We start from the raw sequence: 13,408 nt of genomic DNA, 5'->3' as shown, positions 1-13,408 counted from the left end.
CTTTACTGTTTTTTTTGTTCTGATTTAAACGGAAGTCCAAACTCTTTCAAAAGGGCATACCCTTCTTCATCGGTGGGAACCGAAGTTACAAAAGTTATATTCATCCCCAACAAACGCGAAATATCATCCATGTTAATTTCCGGGAAGATAATCTGTTCTTCTATACCTAACGTATAATTTCCTCTTCCGTCCAATTTACTTTCGATTCCCTTAAAGTCGCGAATACGAGGTAAAGCAACCCTCACTAATCTTTCAAGAAACTCATACATCTTATCGTGACGCAGGGTTACGCGCACGCCAATCGGCATTTTTTTACGTAACTTAAAGTTCGAAATATCTTTGCGTGAATAAGTCGCGACAGCTTTTTGTCCCGTAATCGTAGTCAGTTCGTTGATAGCCGTATCAATAAGCTTCTTATCGGCGACTGCGATACCCAAACCCTGATTGATGACAATCTTTTCCAATTTAGGGGCCTGCATCACCGACTTATAACCAAATTCCTTCATCAAAGCAGGAACGATACGGTCTTTATATTCCTTTTTTAAACTTACTTCGTATGTACTCATTTAATTTCCTCCCCTGATTTTTTAGCGTAACGAACTAATTGACCTTTGCTATCTAATTTACGACCAATACGGGTGGGTTTTCCCGACTTCGGATCGACCAAATTCAAATTAGAGAGATGTATCGACGCTTCTTTTTTCTCTATTCCACCATTGGGATTTTGAGCGTTCGGTTTTGTATGTTTCGATACGATATTTACGCCTTCAACAATCGCACGGTTCTTACTTACCAATACGGAAAGAACACGTCCTGTCGTTCCTTTATTTTCTCCGGAATTAACGTAAACCGTATCTCCTTTTTTAATATGTAATTTACTCATTTTACCTGTGACTGTTTTATAAATTAAAGGACTTCAGGCGCTAAAGAAACAATCTTCATATTGGTCGCACGGATTTCACGCGCTACGGGACCGAATATACGACTACCTCTCAATTCACCTGTATTATTTAAGAGCACGCAAGCATTATCGTCGAAACGTATATAAGAACCGTCTGCCCGACGAATTTCTTTTTTTGTGCGAACAATAATGGCTTTCGAAACGGATCCTTTCTTGATATCACTCGAAGGAATGGCACTTTTAACGGATACGACAATGACGTCTCCTACAGAAGCATAGCGTCTTCTGGTACCTCCCAACACTCGAATACAAAGAGCTTCTTTAGCCCCGCTATTATCGGTAACTGTTAATCTTGATTCTTGTTGTATCATCTTATTTAGCCCTTTCTATTATTTCAACCAGTCTCCACCTCTTTGTTTTACTCAAAGGGCGCGTTTCCATTATTCTAACCGTATCGCCAATGCTACAGTCATTCTTCTCGTCGTGGGCGTGAAATTTCTTCGTTTTATTAACGAACTTCCCATACATAGGGTGTTTTTCTTTCCATTTTACAGCAACCGTAATGGTTTTTTCCATTTTATTGCTGAAAACGACCCCGATTCTTTCTTTCCTTAAATTTCTCGTTTCCATTTGTTTTATTAAGCTTTTTTCGTTTTCCGCACGTGTAATTCGGTATGAATACGGGCAATACTTCTACGTTTTTGCTTTAATAACCCCGAATTATCCAGAGGAGTAATCGTATGGTTGATTCGCATTTGAGTCAACTCCGTTACTTCAGCCTCCAATTTGTCACTCAGATCTTTATCCGATAACTCTTTATATTCTTCGTTCTTTGTCTTCATAATTCTTTACGAATTTTTCGCTTGTTCGTAATCCCTTCTTACAATAAACTTGGTCGTAACCGGTAATTTCTGAGCAGCCAAGCGCAATGCTTCTTTAGCCACATCAAAAGACACGCCTTCGATTTCAAATAGAATTCTACCGGGAGTGACAGGGGCTACGAATCCCTCCGGATTACCCTTCCCTTTACCCATACGTACTTCGGCGGGCTTTTTAGTAATCGGCTTATCAGGGAAAATGCGTACCCAAACTTGTCCTTGCCGTTGCATATATCGCGTAACCGCAATACGGGCAGCTTCTATCTGATTTCCGGTTATCCACTTCGATTCTAAAGATTTTATACCGAAAGAACCGAACGCCAACTGATTACCGCGCTGGGCATAGCCTTTCATGCGGCCTTTTTGCTGCCTCCTGAATTTTGTTTTCTTTGGTTGTAACATATTCCTTTATATCAAGCGTTTTTATTATTTCTTCTATTCCTTCTGGGACCTCTGTTTGCTCCTTCGGAACGATTCGGACGCCCCCCTCCTCCATGCGGATGATGGTCTTTAGCGGTGGCAAAATTAGGGGCAAGATCTACTTTTCCATACAACTCACCTCTACAAACCCAAACTTTTATACCGATCAAACCCACTTTTGTTAAAGCTTCGGCATGCGCATAGTCAATATCTGCACGGAAAGTATGCAAAGGCGTTCTTCCTTCTTTATACATTTCCGAACGAGCCATTTCAGCTCCATTTAAACGTCCGGATATTTGAATCTTAACACCCTCGGCACCCATTCTCATAGTTGCGGCGATAGCCATTTTTATAGCCCTGCGATAAGCTATCTTTCCTTCTATCTGACGCGCTACGTTATTGGCTACGATTACAGCATCCAACTCCGGTTTTTTAATCTCAAAGATATTGATCTGTACGTCCTTGTCTGTTATTTTCTTTAATTCCTCTTTCAACTTGTCGACTTCTTGTCCACCTTTTCCGATAATAATGCCGGGGCGAGCGGTACAAATAGTGATCGTAACGAGTTTCAATGTTCTTTCGATAACGATGCGAGATACACTTGCTTTAGCAAGACGGGCATGCAAATAATTACGAATTTTGCTATCTTCCAATAATGTTTCGCCATAATTATCTCCACCGTACCAGTTAGAGTCCCATCCTTTGATGATCCCTAAACGATTTGCTATCGGATTTACCTTTTGTCCCATCTGCTATTTATTTAATTGATCTTGTTCTTCTATTGTTTCTGTTTTAGCATAGGTATCTACCACAATGGTAACGTGATTAGACCGTTTACGGATTCTGTAACCACGCCCTTGCGGAGCCGGACGAAGCCTTTTCAAGGTAGCCCCCCCATCCACAGAAATTGTTTTAATATATAATTCACCGTTATCGGCTTTACGTTCGTTTTTCTGTTCCCAATTGGCAATCGCAGATAGCAATAACTTTTCTATCTTCGAAGAAGCTTCCTTATTAGAAAACTTTAAAACGCCTAAAGCCTTAAAAACTTCCATTCCACGCACCATGTCCGCAACATAACGCATTTTACGCGGAGAACTGGGGACATTTTTCAATATGGCGAAACTAACATCTTTGCGGTTTTCTTTCCTTTGTTCGGCTGATATTCTTTTTCTAGCACTCATGTCTCTAATTATTTATATAGTTTATCACCCTGATTTTATTTCTTCTTATTTCCCGCATGTCCTCGGAAGGTACGTGTCACTGCAAATTCGCCCAGTTTGTGTCCTACCATATTTTCAGTAATATATACCGGAATAAATTTATTCCCATTGTGGACAGCAAGCGTGTGGCCTACAAAATCAGGTGAAATCATAGAAGAACGCGCCCATGTTTTTACAACGGTTTTTTTACCGCTGTCATTCATAGTGTTGACCTTCTTTTCTAATTTTAGATTGATATACGGACCTTTTTTTAATGATCTGCTCATTTGTTTATATGTAAATTAAAATCAGATTATTTCTTTTTTCTTCTTTCAACGATGTACTTAGAAGAATGTTTCTTAGGAGATCTAGTTTTTAGTCCCTTAGCATATAACCCCTTGCGCGATCTCGGGTGACCACCGGAAGCACGACCTTCACCACCACCCATCGGGTGATCTACAGGGTTCATTACCACTCCGCGTACACGAGGACGACGTCCTAACCATCTTGATCTACCAGCTTTACCTGATTTTTCGAGAGCATGATCTGAATTTCCAACACTACCAATCGTAGCTTTACAAGAAGCTAGAATTTTACGCACTTCACCCGAAGGCATTTTTATAACGGCATATTTATCTTCGCGGGATACCAACTGAGCAAACGTTCCGGCTGAACGTGCCATTTTAGCTCCCTGTCCGGGCCTCAATTCAATGTTATGAATAACCGTTCCGAGAGGAATCTGAGAGAGAGGCAGGCAATTTCCAATTTCCGGAGCCGCTTTTGTACCCGAAATCACTGTTTGACCTACTTCCAGACCATCAGGAGCAAGAATATACGCTTTTGCTCCATCGGCATAAAACAATAATGCGATACGAGCCGAGCGATTCGGATCGTATTCAATAGTTTTTACCGTTGCCGGAATATCATCTTTTGTTCTCTTGAAGTCAATTAAACGGTACTTCTTCTTGTGACCACCACCAATATGACGCATCGTCATTTTACCACGGTGATTACGTCCGCCGGTACGTTTTTTACCAACGACAAGAGATTTTTCCGGTACATTTGCAGTGATATTATCAAATGAACCGATAATCTTGTGTCTTTGCCCCGGTGTTGTGGGCTTTAGTTTACGTATTGCCATCTTAATTTTAAATATTGCTAAACAAATCAATACTATCACCTTCTTTTAAGGTGATAATTGCTTTCTTATAGGATGGTGTACGACCTTCAACCACGCCAGACTTGGTGTAGCGATTTCTCAACTTACCATCATATTTCATTGTATTTACTCTTTCTACATGCACATTATACAGTTTCTCCACTGCATTTTTTATCTGCACTTTATTCGCATTCGGGAGAACAATGAAACCATAACGGTTCGAGAACTTATCCGTTATGAGCGTTTGCTTCTCTGTAAATATGGGTTTAATAATTACACTCATTTTATATCTCCTTATGCTTTAAACAAATTATCAAATACAGCAACAGACGACTCTGTGAGTATTAAACTCGCAGAGTTCATTATTTTATATGTATTTATATCAGAAGCTGTTATAACACTTATCCGACTTAAATTTCGAGCCGACAAATATACGTTTTTATTTTGACCTGGCAAAACGAAAAGTAACTTTTTATCAGCAAGTTGCAATTTATTCGTCAACTCTACGATCTTCTTTGTTTTGGGTTGATCGAAATCAAAATCCTCCACCACAACAATCGCATTATTTTTAGCTTTCAAAGAAAGAGCCGATTTACGAGCCAATGCTTTCTGCTTTTTATTCAATTTAAAACCGTAATCACGAGGTTTTGGACCGAATACGCGAGCACCACCCACTAAAACGGGAGAGTTTATGTCACCACGACGAGCTCCGCCGCTCCCTTTTTGCCTGATAAGCTTACGGGTACTTCCCGAAATTTCACTTCTTTCTTTCGATTTGTGAGTCCCCTGACGTTGATTCGCCATATAGAGCTTCACATCCAACCAGATAACATGATTATTAGGTTCTATTCCGAAAATGGAATCATTGAGTGTGACCTTTTTATCTGTTACCTCTCCATTTATATTATAGATACTTAATTCCATTTTACTTTTCAATTAATAAGATTGAACCTTTTGCTCCTGGAACGGATCCTTTTACTAATAAAAGGTTATGTTCAGGGATCACTTTAACCACCTGCAAGTTTTGAACGGTTACACGCTCATTACCTGTTTGTCCCGCCATGCGGGTTCCTTTGAATACTTTAGCCGGGTAAGAAGATTCCCCGATCGAACCCGGAGCACGCAGTCGATTGTGCTGACCGTGGGTAGATTGCCCTACTCCGGCGAATCCGTGACGCTTCACGACACCTTGGAAACCTTTTCCTTTTGATGTTCCGACAACATCGACGAAAATAGTATCATTAAAAATTTCCACACTGATTTCCGAACCCAATTTGTAGCTTTCTTCAAAGCCTTTGAACTCAACCAAGTGCCTTTTCGGAGTCACTCCAGCTTTCTTAAAATGACCTTTCTCAGCATTTGGAGTGTGTTTGTCTTTCTTATCGACAAACCCCAACTGCACCGAATCATAGCCATCTTTTTCCGCTGTTTTTATCTGAGTAACTACGCAAGGACCTACTTCGATAACAGTGCATGGAACATTTTTTCCATCGGCACTGAAAACGGATGTCATTCCGATTTTTTTCCCAATTAATCCTGGCATTTCACTTTTGCTTTTTAAATATTAATAATGTAAGGGGAATGAATCATTCCCTTTAATTCCAATCAAAGACAAATTACACTTTGATCTCCACTTCCACTCCGCTGGGTAATTCCAGCTTCATTAACGCATCGACAGTCTTCGCCGTAGAGCTATAAATATCGATTAAGCGTTTAAAAGATGCTAACTCGAACTGCTCACGCGATTTTTTATTCACGAAAGTGGATCGGTTTACGGTGAATATACGTTTGTGAGTGGGTAATGGAATAGGTCCACTCACCACTGCACCCGTAGCCTTGACAGTTTTCACGATCTTTTCAGCTGATTTATCCACCAAGCTGTAATCGTAAGACTTCAGTTTTATTCTGATTTTCTGGCTCATAAATATATTTATAATGTTTATTTAATCAAATCTACACGACCTTTTACTTCCGTCAGTACCTGTCTCGCAATAGAAGGTGAAACCTGTTCATAATGCGAAAAAGACATCGTAGAGGTAGCGCGTCCCGATGTAATCGTACGCAAAGCCGTCACATAACCGAACATCTCCGACAAAGGCGCTTTGGCTTTCACAATGCGGGCACCGGAACGATTCGATTCCATTCCTTCAATCTGTCCGCGACGTTTATTTAAATCGGAGATCACATCCCCCATACTCTCTTCGGGAGTAACCACTTCCACTTTCATAATAGGCTCCAGAAGTACCGGACCGGCTTTTTCAGAAGCTTTTTTGAATGCCTGTATCGCACAAATCTCAAAGGATAATTGATCCGAGTCGACAGGGTGAAAAGACCCGTCAATTACGGTAACCTTTAGCTTATCCAACGAGTATCCGGCTAAGACGCCGTTCTTCATTGCACGTTGGAATCCTTTTTGAATAGAAGGAATAAATTCTTTCGGAATGTTACCGCCTTTTACTTCGTCTATAAATTGCAATCCACCTTCAAAATCCTTATCAGCGGGTTCTACCCGAACAATCATATCGGCAAATTTACCGCGTCCACCGCTCTGTTTTTTATAAACTTCACGCAGTTCGATAGCTTGAGTAATAGCCTCTTTGTAAGAAACCTGCGGCCGTCCCTGATTGGCTTCGACCTTAAACTCACGTTTTAACCGATCGATAATGATTTCCAAGTGAAGCTCACCCATACCGGAAATAACGGTTTGTCCCGTTTCTTCATCGGTTTTTACAGTGAACGTAGGATCTTCTTCCGCCAGTTTAGCCAAACCGGTAGACAGTTTATCCAAATCCTTCTGCGTTTTCGGCTCAATCGCAATACCCAAAACAGGCGTAGGAAAGTCCATCGATTCCAGAACGATCGGATGCGCTTCATCACAAAGGGTATCACCGGTACGGATATCTTTAAACCCAACACCAGCTCCAATATCGCCACATCCAATGAATTCTTTCGGATTTTGTTTATTGGAGTGCATTTGGAACAAACGAGAGATCCGTTCTTTTTTTCCGGAACGTGTATTATAAACATACGAACCGGCTTCCAAAGAACCCGAATATACACGGAAATAGCACAAGCGTCCTACATAAGGATCGGTTGCAATTTTAAAAGCTAATGCGCATAAAGGTTCTTCGAACAGAGGGCGACGGATTATTTCTTTGCCGGGATTGTTCGGATCGGTACCGACAATAGCTTCGGTATCCTCCGGACTGGGCAAATAGGCGCAAACAGCATCGAGTAGCGTTTGAACTCCTTTATTTTTAAAAGAAGAACCGCAAATCATCGGATTAATCTCCAACGCAAGCGTGCCTTTTCTAATGGCGTTCTTGATTTCATCTTCCGTGATAGAATCGGGATTATCGAAAAACTTCTCCATCACAACGTCATCAAAATCCGCCACAATTTCCAGCATTTTTTCACGCCATTCTTTCGCTTCGTCAAGAAGGTCTGCGGGGATATCCACCACATCATAATCAGCACCCATGGTTTCGTCGTGCCAATACAACGCTTTCATGGCAACCAGATCGACAACACCTTTGAATCCCTCTTCAGCGCCGATAGGTATTTGAATAGGGCAAGGCCTTGCACCCAACACCTCTTTCACTTGACGAACGACTTCAAAAAAATTGGCTCCCGAACGATCCATTTTATTAACATACCCAATTCTGGGAACTTTATATTTCTCGGCCTGACGCCATACGGTTTCAGACTGAGGCTCAACGCCTCCGACGGCACAGAAAGCCGCGACAGCCCCATCAAGAATACGTAAAGAACGCTCCACCTCAACGGTAAAGTCAACGTGCCCCGGAGTGTCAATCAAGTTAATCTTATACGTTTCATCGTTATATTTCCAACTCGTAGTCGTAGCAGCAGAAGTAATGGTGATTCCACGTTCCTGCTCTTGCTCCATCCAGTCCATAGTCGCTGCGCCATCATGCACTTCACCGATTTTATGAGTCAACCCGGTGTAATACAAAATACGCTCCGATGTGGTGGTTTTACCGGCATCGATATGCGCCATAATCCCAATGTTGCGAGTGCGAGTTAATATTTCTTTAGAACCTTTTACCATCTTTTTTTTACCTCCTAATCTATTTTAAAATCTGAAATGAGCAAAAGCCCTGTTAGCTTCCGCCATTCTATGCATATCTTCTTTCCTTTTAAAGGATCCCCCTTGACTGTTATAAGCATCCACAATTTCTGCGGCTAACTTATCGGCCATCGTTTTACCACCTCTTTTACGAGCATAAAGAATAAGATTCTTCATGGAGATGGATTCTTTTCTATCGGGGCGTATTTCGGTTGGTACTTGAAATGTTGCACCGCCTACACGGCGAGATTTCACTTCAACCTGTGGAGTAATATTATCTAATGCAGCTTTCCAAATTTCGAGAGCTGTTTTTTCGTCATTCGGTAACTTTCCCTTAACGGTTTCTAATGCAGAATAGAAGATATCGTAGGATATACTCTTCTTTCCATCATACATAAGGTGGTTAACAAACTTTGTTACCCTTACATCACCATAAACCGGATCCGGCAGGATCTGTCTTTTCTTAGGTTTTGCTTTTCTCATTGTCTAAAAAATTTTGTGTTGTGTTTGGTTGCCTTTACCAGCCTTCAAGAATTCCTCTGAATTATTTACTCAACCTATAAGTAGTAGCCTATCCCAAAAATTTCAACAGCGATTTTATTTTGTTTAATTACACTTATTATTAATTTATGCAGAAGCCCAAACGATGAAGCATTACTTTTTCTTCGTTGCAGCAGTCGCAGCTCCCGGTTTAGGACGCTTAGCGCCATACTTGGAACGTCTCTGCGTACGACCGTTTACGCCGGCTGTATCCAGCGTTCCACGAACAATGTGATAACGAACGCCGGGAAGATCTTTCACACGACCTCCGCGCACCAGTACAATCGAGTGCTCTTGAAGGTTATGACCTTCTCCCGGAATATACGCATTCACTTCTTTTGAGTTGGTTAAGCGCACACGGGCTACTTTTCTCATTGCCGAATTCGGCTTTTTAGGAGTGGTAGTATACACCCTCACACATACGCCACGACGTTGCGGACATGAATCCAATGCGGGGGATTTACTCTTTTCCGTAAGTTCGGTACGTCCTTTTCTGACTAATTGTTGAATTGTAGGCATTTTTCTACTTTCTTTTTATCACTTATGTTTATTTTATTTTTGCAATAACGCTATTCAGACTTCTTACTATATCACAATTGCGAAATAATCGATTGATTATCACGTAAAAGCGCAAGAGTACGAGTCAAAAGCGGCACAAAATTACGAATAATCAAGCAAATATGCAAGCGATTGTAAGTCTTTTTGAAATTTTTTCCCCATCGCTGTAACTTTTTCCTTCATTGCCCGTCATTCAATAATGAGTAACGATAAATTCCATCGGATTATCTTGCCTTTGAGCAATCAGTTTTACAGGCTTGCTTTAAGTATTGTAAAAGAGCAAACCGAAGCGGAGGACATTGTTCAAGACGTCTTGCTAAAACTCTGGAACAAGAGAAACGAATGGGATACGATTGAGAATCTCGAAGCCTATTGCTTTCGCAGCATAAAGAATTTAGCCCTGGACCGATTGGTTTCGGATGCTATAAAAAAAACGGATAGCATAGACGCCGAAATTGAAAGCCGGACGTTTGTCGACACGCATTCTCCGTATCAAGAAATCGTTCAGCAAGAACAGCGCTCTATTATATATCAATGTATCGAAAAGCTTACCGAAAATCAGAAATTGGTTTTTCAGCTACGTGAAATCGAGGGGATGAATTACAAAGAAATATCACAAAGCCTCGGCATTACGGAAGACTTGGTAAAAGTAAGCCTTTTCAGAGCAAGGAGAAAAATGAGAGAATTATTATCAAATTTCGAAAACTTCGATAAAAATGAATGGTGAGTATATTCATACATTATTAAATAAATATTGGGGATGCCAAACGTCCCCGTCGGAAGAAAAGGAACTTCAGGATTTCTTTTTAGGCGAAAATGTACCCAACGACCTAAAATGCTACATCCCGTTATTCCGTTATAGAGACGAGCAGCAGTCGCTTAGCCTTAGTCCCGGTTTTGAAGAAAAAATACGGAAACAGATTAAAAAATCGCCTCAATACATCACCATACGCATATTTGCTCCCTTATTACGTATTGCAGCATCTGTGGCCTTGATTGTAGCGTTAGGAATCAGTTTATTCCTCATCTCGAAACAAGATGCCAGCAAGCCCTACTTAACCGAAACATATAACGACTCGGACGCGGCTATGCACCAAGCCGCCTTTGCTTTTGAGAAATTATCGCGCGCTTTCGAAATAAGCGAATCCGTTTACATTAAGACGTTTCAGGAAATTGACAAACTCAATCTGGACTGGCCAGGCATGGACTCGATAAATATCGAAAAGCCAGCTCCTCGAAAAAAAATTGATTTATGAAAAAGAGCTTATTGATTATCTTCGTATTGTTGATTTCGTCATCGCTTTTTGCCGATGATTTTGTCACGCAATTCATCGATACTTACGTAGAGGAAAAGCGGCCGGTCAACAATGTCAACATCGGCAAGACCATGCTCAAAAAAATGGCCGAGGATGTAGAGGATGCCGAATTAAAGACTCTCCTGAAAGAGTTGAATCATATCCGTATGGTTATAACGGAGAATCGAAAAGATGCAAAATATTATTTCAAAAAAGCCAACGAACTCGTGGATAAAGAATTTTCGGATTATGAAAAGATGCTTTCCGTAGATGAGCGAAAATCAAAAGTAGAAGTCCTTTTCAAGGAAATTGATAAAGACAATCAGAACATTATCCTCATAGCATTGGATAATGACCGGAAATTAACCATTATTTCCGTATCCGGAAAAGTCGATTTCAATTCCATCTCGAAATTGTCTGATTTATTAAATGAAGAAATATTCTCGTCAGGCACAAACAACGAACATAACAGAGAACGATAAAACGAAATAATCGTCAAACAAATAACTTTTTTCTTTTTTATATTTAAACGATGAATAGGCGGCCGAACGTGAGTTTAGTCGCCTATTGCTTTATAATGCACAATTGATAAGGGATAATGGACAATGACAGGGCATCATCTGTTCTTTACGGGAAACAGTATCAACGGTTGCTAGAAGCGTTTGCCGGGTAAAAAAGGCTTTACATTATGCGCAACAACCTTTCGCCTGAGTCGAAAACGATTTGCATCTATTGCAACGACCTTTCGAACGAGCCGAAAACAGCTTGCATCTATTGCTACAACCTTTCGAACGAGCCGAAAACAGCTTACATCTATTGCGACAACCTTTCGCCTGAGTCGAAAACGATTTGCATCTATTGCAACGACCTTTCGAACGAGCCGAAAACGACTGCATCTATATTGTAACGACTTTTCGAACGAGTCGAACCTCTTTGCTTGAGGTGCGTGAACCTTGTCGGGTGCATGAACGCCTTTTACCACCGATACAAACGCTTACGGATAAAAAAACGTTCTCCATGAAATATTACCCGGATGGGGTCGCAGGTAATGGATGAAAATTTCAGGAATCTGTATTTTTTAAATGGTAAGATAATAATACCGTATTCTTCAAATACTCGAATTCGAGTTCGAAGCACTCCGAAAAAATATTGTTTCCGATGTTATCTTCAATCTGAGTCTCCGTCCATAATTTGCCGCCGGTTAAGTTCAAGCTGTTGAATGTTATTTCATCCACAATTTCAGAAACATACAAGAAGACTAATCTTTTCGTATTTTCGTTCTCAAAAATATATTTCAATAAAAACCGTACGGGAATATCGGAATTTTTAGACTCAGAGCCGATACTGTTGCGGACAGCTTCTTCTATATCGTGATTATATTGCATGTATTTTTCGAAGGGATAATCCAACATTCCGGGATCCAACAGCCTCGATTGATCACGCTCCTTCAAATAAATCCGTCCTTTAAAGATCAAAGCCACCCTTACGACCGGATGCATAAATTTATTTTTCATATCTTTCGTCACCGACTTAGCCACACGTCCGGTCACATCGCCTGTTTCGGTCACCACCGGCAACCACTCCTCCCGATAGAGTTTTTTGTCCAAAATTCGTAATCGTATGCCCTCCATAAATATAAGGAGAATCAGAATGATCTGGGGGATTAATAGCACGAGTAAACGGTTGAAGAGCGGATGGGTTATTGTGGAAAACACAAAAAAGCCCAATATGATTAATAAATGAATAGACAAGCCGTATTGAGCTTGAAAAGCAATACGGAACGACTCACTGAGATAGTTTTTCACTAACGGATTATTCTTTCTCGCCAAACGCAACACTATTCTTGTACGCACCAACCGGGAAATGATGAGCGAAAGCACAAAAGTCACCTCCACAACGATAAATACCCTCAAGCTATCTAGCTGAGGGGCCATAAAAAAGCACAGAACAAGAGAGGCTAAGAAAGCAATAACAGAAAGTTCATAAATTAATCTACTATACTTTTTTACCACCAAAGCTCCCAAAATAGAAAGAGACAAACCTATCGCCATTGCGATATATTGGTTTGTACTTACAATTAAAAAAGAAAATACAAGCACCGGCAATAACCCAAATGCTGGATTTCTCAATATTTTTTGCATATTAGTCAAACCCATAAAAATCATCCACCCTTATAGGAAACAAAAGATATAATAACCCTATCAATTGTTTTCATTGTTATTTTTAAGTGTTACAGCCCTACGATATAACAAAATCCGGCCGAAACGTTCCTTTACGTTAAAGATTAAAAGATTAACTTTATCGTAAAATCTTCCTATATAACAACAAAGGTTGGTTTTTGTTTTTGGGACAAAAAAAATCTGTTGCA

Annotated in this window: 22 protein-coding genes; 4 read left to right on the top strand and 18 right to left on the bottom strand. The window is 40.5% G+C overall.

Annotated elements, in window-relative coordinates; all coding sequences use genetic code 11:
• Positions 1 to 2 precede the first annotated feature (2 nt).
• The 17 genes from rplE to rpsL form a co-directional block, all read right to left on the bottom strand.
• Positions 3 to 566 carry a 50S ribosomal protein L5 gene (gene rplE, locus ABNK31_RS03615; protein WP_418894365.1) on the bottom strand — a complete coding sequence of 188 codons (564 nt, stop codon included), beginning with the start codon at positions 564 to 566 and terminating at the stop codon, positions 3 to 5.
• Positions 563 to 883, bottom strand: coding sequence for a 50S ribosomal protein L24 (rplX, locus tag ABNK31_RS03610; RefSeq protein WP_418894364.1), 321 nt, complete (start codon positions 881 to 883; stop codon positions 563 to 565). The genes rplE and rplX overlap by 4 nt, the downstream gene beginning before the upstream one ends.
• A gap of 23 nt (positions 884 to 906) precedes the next feature.
• Positions 907 to 1,272 carry a 50S ribosomal protein L14 gene (gene rplN, locus ABNK31_RS03605; RefSeq protein ID WP_418894363.1) on the bottom strand — a complete coding sequence of 122 codons (366 nt, stop codon included), beginning with the start codon at positions 1,270 to 1,272 and terminating at the stop codon, positions 907 to 909.
• Between the two features lies 1 nt (position 1,273).
• Complete coding sequence (rpsQ, locus tag ABNK31_RS03600; protein WP_418894362.1) at positions 1,274 to 1,531, bottom strand: 30S ribosomal protein S17; 258 nt, start codon at positions 1,529 to 1,531, stop codon at positions 1,274 to 1,276.
• Positions 1,532 to 1,539: 8 nt separating this feature from the next.
• Entirely contained in the window at positions 1,540 to 1,743 is a 204-nt protein-coding gene (gene rpmC, locus ABNK31_RS03595; protein ID WP_418894361.1) for a 50S ribosomal protein L29, read from the bottom strand.
• Positions 1,744 to 1,749: 6 nt separating this feature from the next.
• Positions 1,750 to 2,181: a 50S ribosomal protein L16 gene (rplP, locus tag ABNK31_RS03590; protein WP_418894360.1), complete on the bottom strand. Its 432-nt coding sequence runs from the start codon at positions 2,179 to 2,181 to the stop codon at positions 1,750 to 1,752.
• Between the two features lie 11 nt (positions 2,182 to 2,192).
• Positions 2,193 to 2,948 carry a 30S ribosomal protein S3 gene (gene rpsC, locus ABNK31_RS03585; RefSeq protein ID WP_418894359.1) on the bottom strand — a complete coding sequence of 252 codons (756 nt, stop codon included), beginning with the start codon at positions 2,946 to 2,948 and terminating at the stop codon, positions 2,193 to 2,195.
• Positions 2,949 to 2,951: 3 nt separating this feature from the next.
• On the bottom strand, positions 2,952 to 3,383 hold the full coding sequence (rplV, locus tag ABNK31_RS03580; RefSeq protein ID WP_418894358.1) for a 50S ribosomal protein L22: 432 nt from the start codon (positions 3,381 to 3,383) through the stop codon (positions 2,952 to 2,954).
• 35 nt (positions 3,384 to 3,418) lie between these two features.
• On the bottom strand, positions 3,419 to 3,688 hold the full coding sequence (gene rpsS, locus ABNK31_RS03575) for a 30S ribosomal protein S19 (RefSeq protein WP_418894357.1): 270 nt from the start codon (positions 3,686 to 3,688) through the stop codon (positions 3,419 to 3,421).
• Positions 3,689 to 3,714: 26 nt separating this feature from the next.
• Positions 3,715 to 4,542, bottom strand: coding sequence for a 50S ribosomal protein L2 (gene rplB, locus ABNK31_RS03570; protein WP_418894356.1), 828 nt, complete (start codon positions 4,540 to 4,542; stop codon positions 3,715 to 3,717).
• Positions 4,543 to 4,549: 7 nt separating this feature from the next.
• On the bottom strand, positions 4,550 to 4,843 hold the full coding sequence (gene rplW / locus ABNK31_RS03565) for a 50S ribosomal protein L23 (RefSeq protein WP_418894355.1): 294 nt from the start codon (positions 4,841 to 4,843) through the stop codon (positions 4,550 to 4,552).
• A gap of 11 nt (positions 4,844 to 4,854) precedes the next feature.
• Positions 4,855 to 5,484 (bottom strand): 50S ribosomal protein L4, encoded by a 630-nt coding sequence (rplD, locus tag ABNK31_RS03560; protein ID WP_418894354.1) that lies wholly within the window; start codon positions 5,482 to 5,484, stop codon positions 4,855 to 4,857.
• A gap of 1 nt (position 5,485) precedes the next feature.
• Positions 5,486 to 6,103: a 50S ribosomal protein L3 gene (gene rplC, locus ABNK31_RS03555; protein WP_418894353.1), complete on the bottom strand. Its 618-nt coding sequence runs from the start codon at positions 6,101 to 6,103 to the stop codon at positions 5,486 to 5,488.
• A gap of 73 nt (positions 6,104 to 6,176) precedes the next feature.
• A complete protein-coding gene (rpsJ, locus tag ABNK31_RS03550; protein ID WP_019541341.1) occupies positions 6,177 to 6,482 on the bottom strand; it encodes a 30S ribosomal protein S10 in 306 nt (101 codons plus the stop codon).
• A gap of 17 nt (positions 6,483 to 6,499) precedes the next feature.
• A complete protein-coding gene (gene fusA / locus ABNK31_RS03545; protein ID WP_418894352.1) occupies positions 6,500 to 8,629 on the bottom strand; it encodes an elongation factor G in 2,130 nt (709 codons plus the stop codon).
• Between the two features lie 24 nt (positions 8,630 to 8,653).
• Entirely contained in the window at positions 8,654 to 9,130 is a 477-nt protein-coding gene (rpsG, locus tag ABNK31_RS03540; protein WP_418894351.1) for a 30S ribosomal protein S7, read from the bottom strand.
• A 171-nt stretch (positions 9,131 to 9,301) separates the two neighbouring features.
• A complete protein-coding gene (gene rpsL / locus ABNK31_RS03535) occupies positions 9,302 to 9,706 on the bottom strand; it encodes a 30S ribosomal protein S12 (RefSeq protein ID WP_418894350.1) in 405 nt (134 codons plus the stop codon).
• 238 nt (positions 9,707 to 9,944) lie between these two features.
• Here rpsL and ABNK31_RS03530 point away from each other — a divergent pair, with 238 nt between their 5' ends.
• The 4 genes from ABNK31_RS03530 to ABNK31_RS03515 all read left to right on the top strand — a co-directional run bounded on the left by ABNK31_RS03530 (position 9,945) and on the right by ABNK31_RS03515 (position 11,947).
• Entirely contained in the window at positions 9,945 to 10,472 is a 528-nt protein-coding gene (locus tag ABNK31_RS03530; RefSeq protein WP_418894349.1) for an RNA polymerase sigma factor, read from the top strand.
• Positions 10,462 to 11,001: a hypothetical protein gene (locus ABNK31_RS03525; RefSeq protein ID WP_418894348.1), complete on the top strand. Its 540-nt coding sequence runs from the start codon at positions 10,462 to 10,464 to the stop codon at positions 10,999 to 11,001. The genes ABNK31_RS03530 and ABNK31_RS03525 overlap by 11 nt, the downstream gene beginning before the upstream one ends.
• The gene (locus ABNK31_RS03520) at positions 10,998 to 11,522 is read left to right on the top strand and encodes a DUF4252 domain-containing protein (RefSeq protein WP_321578994.1); all 525 of its coding nucleotides are present in this window, start codon (positions 10,998 to 11,000) and stop codon (positions 11,520 to 11,522) included. Before ABNK31_RS03525 ends, ABNK31_RS03520 begins: the two co-directional genes overlap by 4 nt.
• A 206-nt stretch (positions 11,523 to 11,728) precedes the next feature.
• Entirely contained in the window at positions 11,729 to 11,947 is a 219-nt protein-coding gene (locus tag ABNK31_RS03515) for a hypothetical protein (RefSeq protein WP_418894347.1), read from the top strand.
• A gap of 154 nt (positions 11,948 to 12,101) precedes the next feature.
• Here the strand turns inward: ABNK31_RS03515 and ABNK31_RS03510 are convergent, their stop codons facing one another.
• Positions 12,102 to 12,974, bottom strand: coding sequence for a hypothetical protein (locus tag ABNK31_RS03510; protein ID WP_418894346.1), 873 nt, complete (start codon positions 12,972 to 12,974; stop codon positions 12,102 to 12,104).
• Between the last annotated feature and the right edge of the window lie 434 nt (positions 12,975 to 13,408).

Source organism: Limibacterium fermenti (genome assembly GCF_041902845.1).
Taxonomy (GTDB): Bacteria; Bacteroidota; Bacteroidia; order Bacteroidales; family Dysgonomonadaceae; genus Limibacterium; species Limibacterium fermenti.
This window is presented reverse-complemented; position numbering and strand designations above follow the sequence as displayed.

Excerpts from the sequence above, each read along its gene's own strand:
- rplE (WP_418894365.1), bottom strand. The coding sequence starts at position 566 with ATGAGTACATACGAAGTAAGTTTAAAAAAGGAATATAAAGACCGTATC.
- rplX (WP_418894364.1), bottom strand. The coding sequence starts at position 883 with ATGAGTAAATTACATATTAAAAAAGGAGATACGGTTTACGTTAATTCC.
- rplN (WP_418894363.1), bottom strand. The coding sequence starts at position 1,272 with ATGATACAACAAGAATCAAGATTAACAGTTACCGATAATAGCGGGGCT.
- rpsQ (WP_418894362.1), bottom strand. The coding sequence starts at position 1,531 with ATGGAAACGAGAAATTTAAGGAAAGAAAGAATCGGGGTCGTTTTCAGC.
- rpmC (WP_418894361.1), bottom strand. The coding sequence starts at position 1,743 with ATGAAGACAAAGAACGAAGAATATAAAGAGTTATCGGATAAAGATCTG.
- rplP (WP_418894360.1), bottom strand. The coding sequence starts at position 2,181 with ATGTTACAACCAAAGAAAACAAAATTCAGGAGGCAGCAAAAAGGCCGC.
- rpsC (WP_418894359.1), bottom strand. The coding sequence starts at position 2,948 with ATGGGACAAAAGGTAAATCCGATAGCAAATCGTTTAGGGATCATCAAA.
- rplV (WP_418894358.1), bottom strand. The coding sequence starts at position 3,383 with ATGAGTGCTAGAAAAAGAATATCAGCCGAACAAAGGAAAGAAAACCGC.
- rpsS (WP_418894357.1), bottom strand. The coding sequence starts at position 3,688 with ATGAGCAGATCATTAAAAAAAGGTCCGTATATCAATCTAAAATTAGAA.
- rplB (WP_418894356.1), bottom strand. The coding sequence starts at position 4,542 with ATGGCAATACGTAAACTAAAGCCCACAACACCGGGGCAAAGACACAAG.
- rplW (WP_418894355.1), bottom strand. The coding sequence starts at position 4,843 with ATGAGTGTAATTATTAAACCCATATTTACAGAGAAGCAAACGCTCATA.
- rplD (WP_418894354.1), bottom strand. The coding sequence starts at position 5,484 with ATGGAATTAAGTATCTATAATATAAATGGAGAGGTAACAGATAAAAAG.
- rplC (WP_418894353.1), bottom strand. The coding sequence starts at position 6,103 with ATGCCAGGATTAATTGGGAAAAAAATCGGAATGACATCCGTTTTCAGT.
- rpsJ (WP_019541341.1), bottom strand. The coding sequence starts at position 6,482 with ATGAGCCAGAAAATCAGAATAAAACTGAAGTCTTACGATTACAGCTTG.
- fusA (WP_418894352.1), bottom strand. The coding sequence starts at position 8,629 with ATGGTAAAAGGTTCTAAAGAAATATTAACTCGCACTCGCAACATTGGG.
- rpsG (WP_418894351.1), bottom strand. The coding sequence starts at position 9,130 with ATGAGAAAAGCAAAACCTAAGAAAAGACAGATCCTGCCGGATCCGGTT.
- rpsL (WP_418894350.1), bottom strand. The coding sequence starts at position 9,706 with ATGCCTACAATTCAACAATTAGTCAGAAAAGGACGTACCGAACTTACG.
- ABNK31_RS03530 (WP_418894349.1), top strand. The coding sequence starts at position 9,945 with ATGAGTAACGATAAATTCCATCGGATTATCTTGCCTTTGAGCAATCAG.
- ABNK31_RS03525 (WP_418894348.1), top strand. The coding sequence starts at position 10,462 with ATGAATGGTGAGTATATTCATACATTATTAAATAAATATTGGGGATGC.
- ABNK31_RS03520 (WP_321578994.1), top strand. The coding sequence starts at position 10,998 with ATGAAAAAGAGCTTATTGATTATCTTCGTATTGTTGATTTCGTCATCG.
- ABNK31_RS03515 (WP_418894347.1), top strand. The coding sequence starts at position 11,729 with ATGCGCAACAACCTTTCGCCTGAGTCGAAAACGATTTGCATCTATTGC.
- ABNK31_RS03510 (WP_418894346.1), bottom strand. The coding sequence starts at position 12,974 with ATGGCCCCTCAGCTAGATAGCTTGAGGGTATTTATCGTTGTGGAGGTG.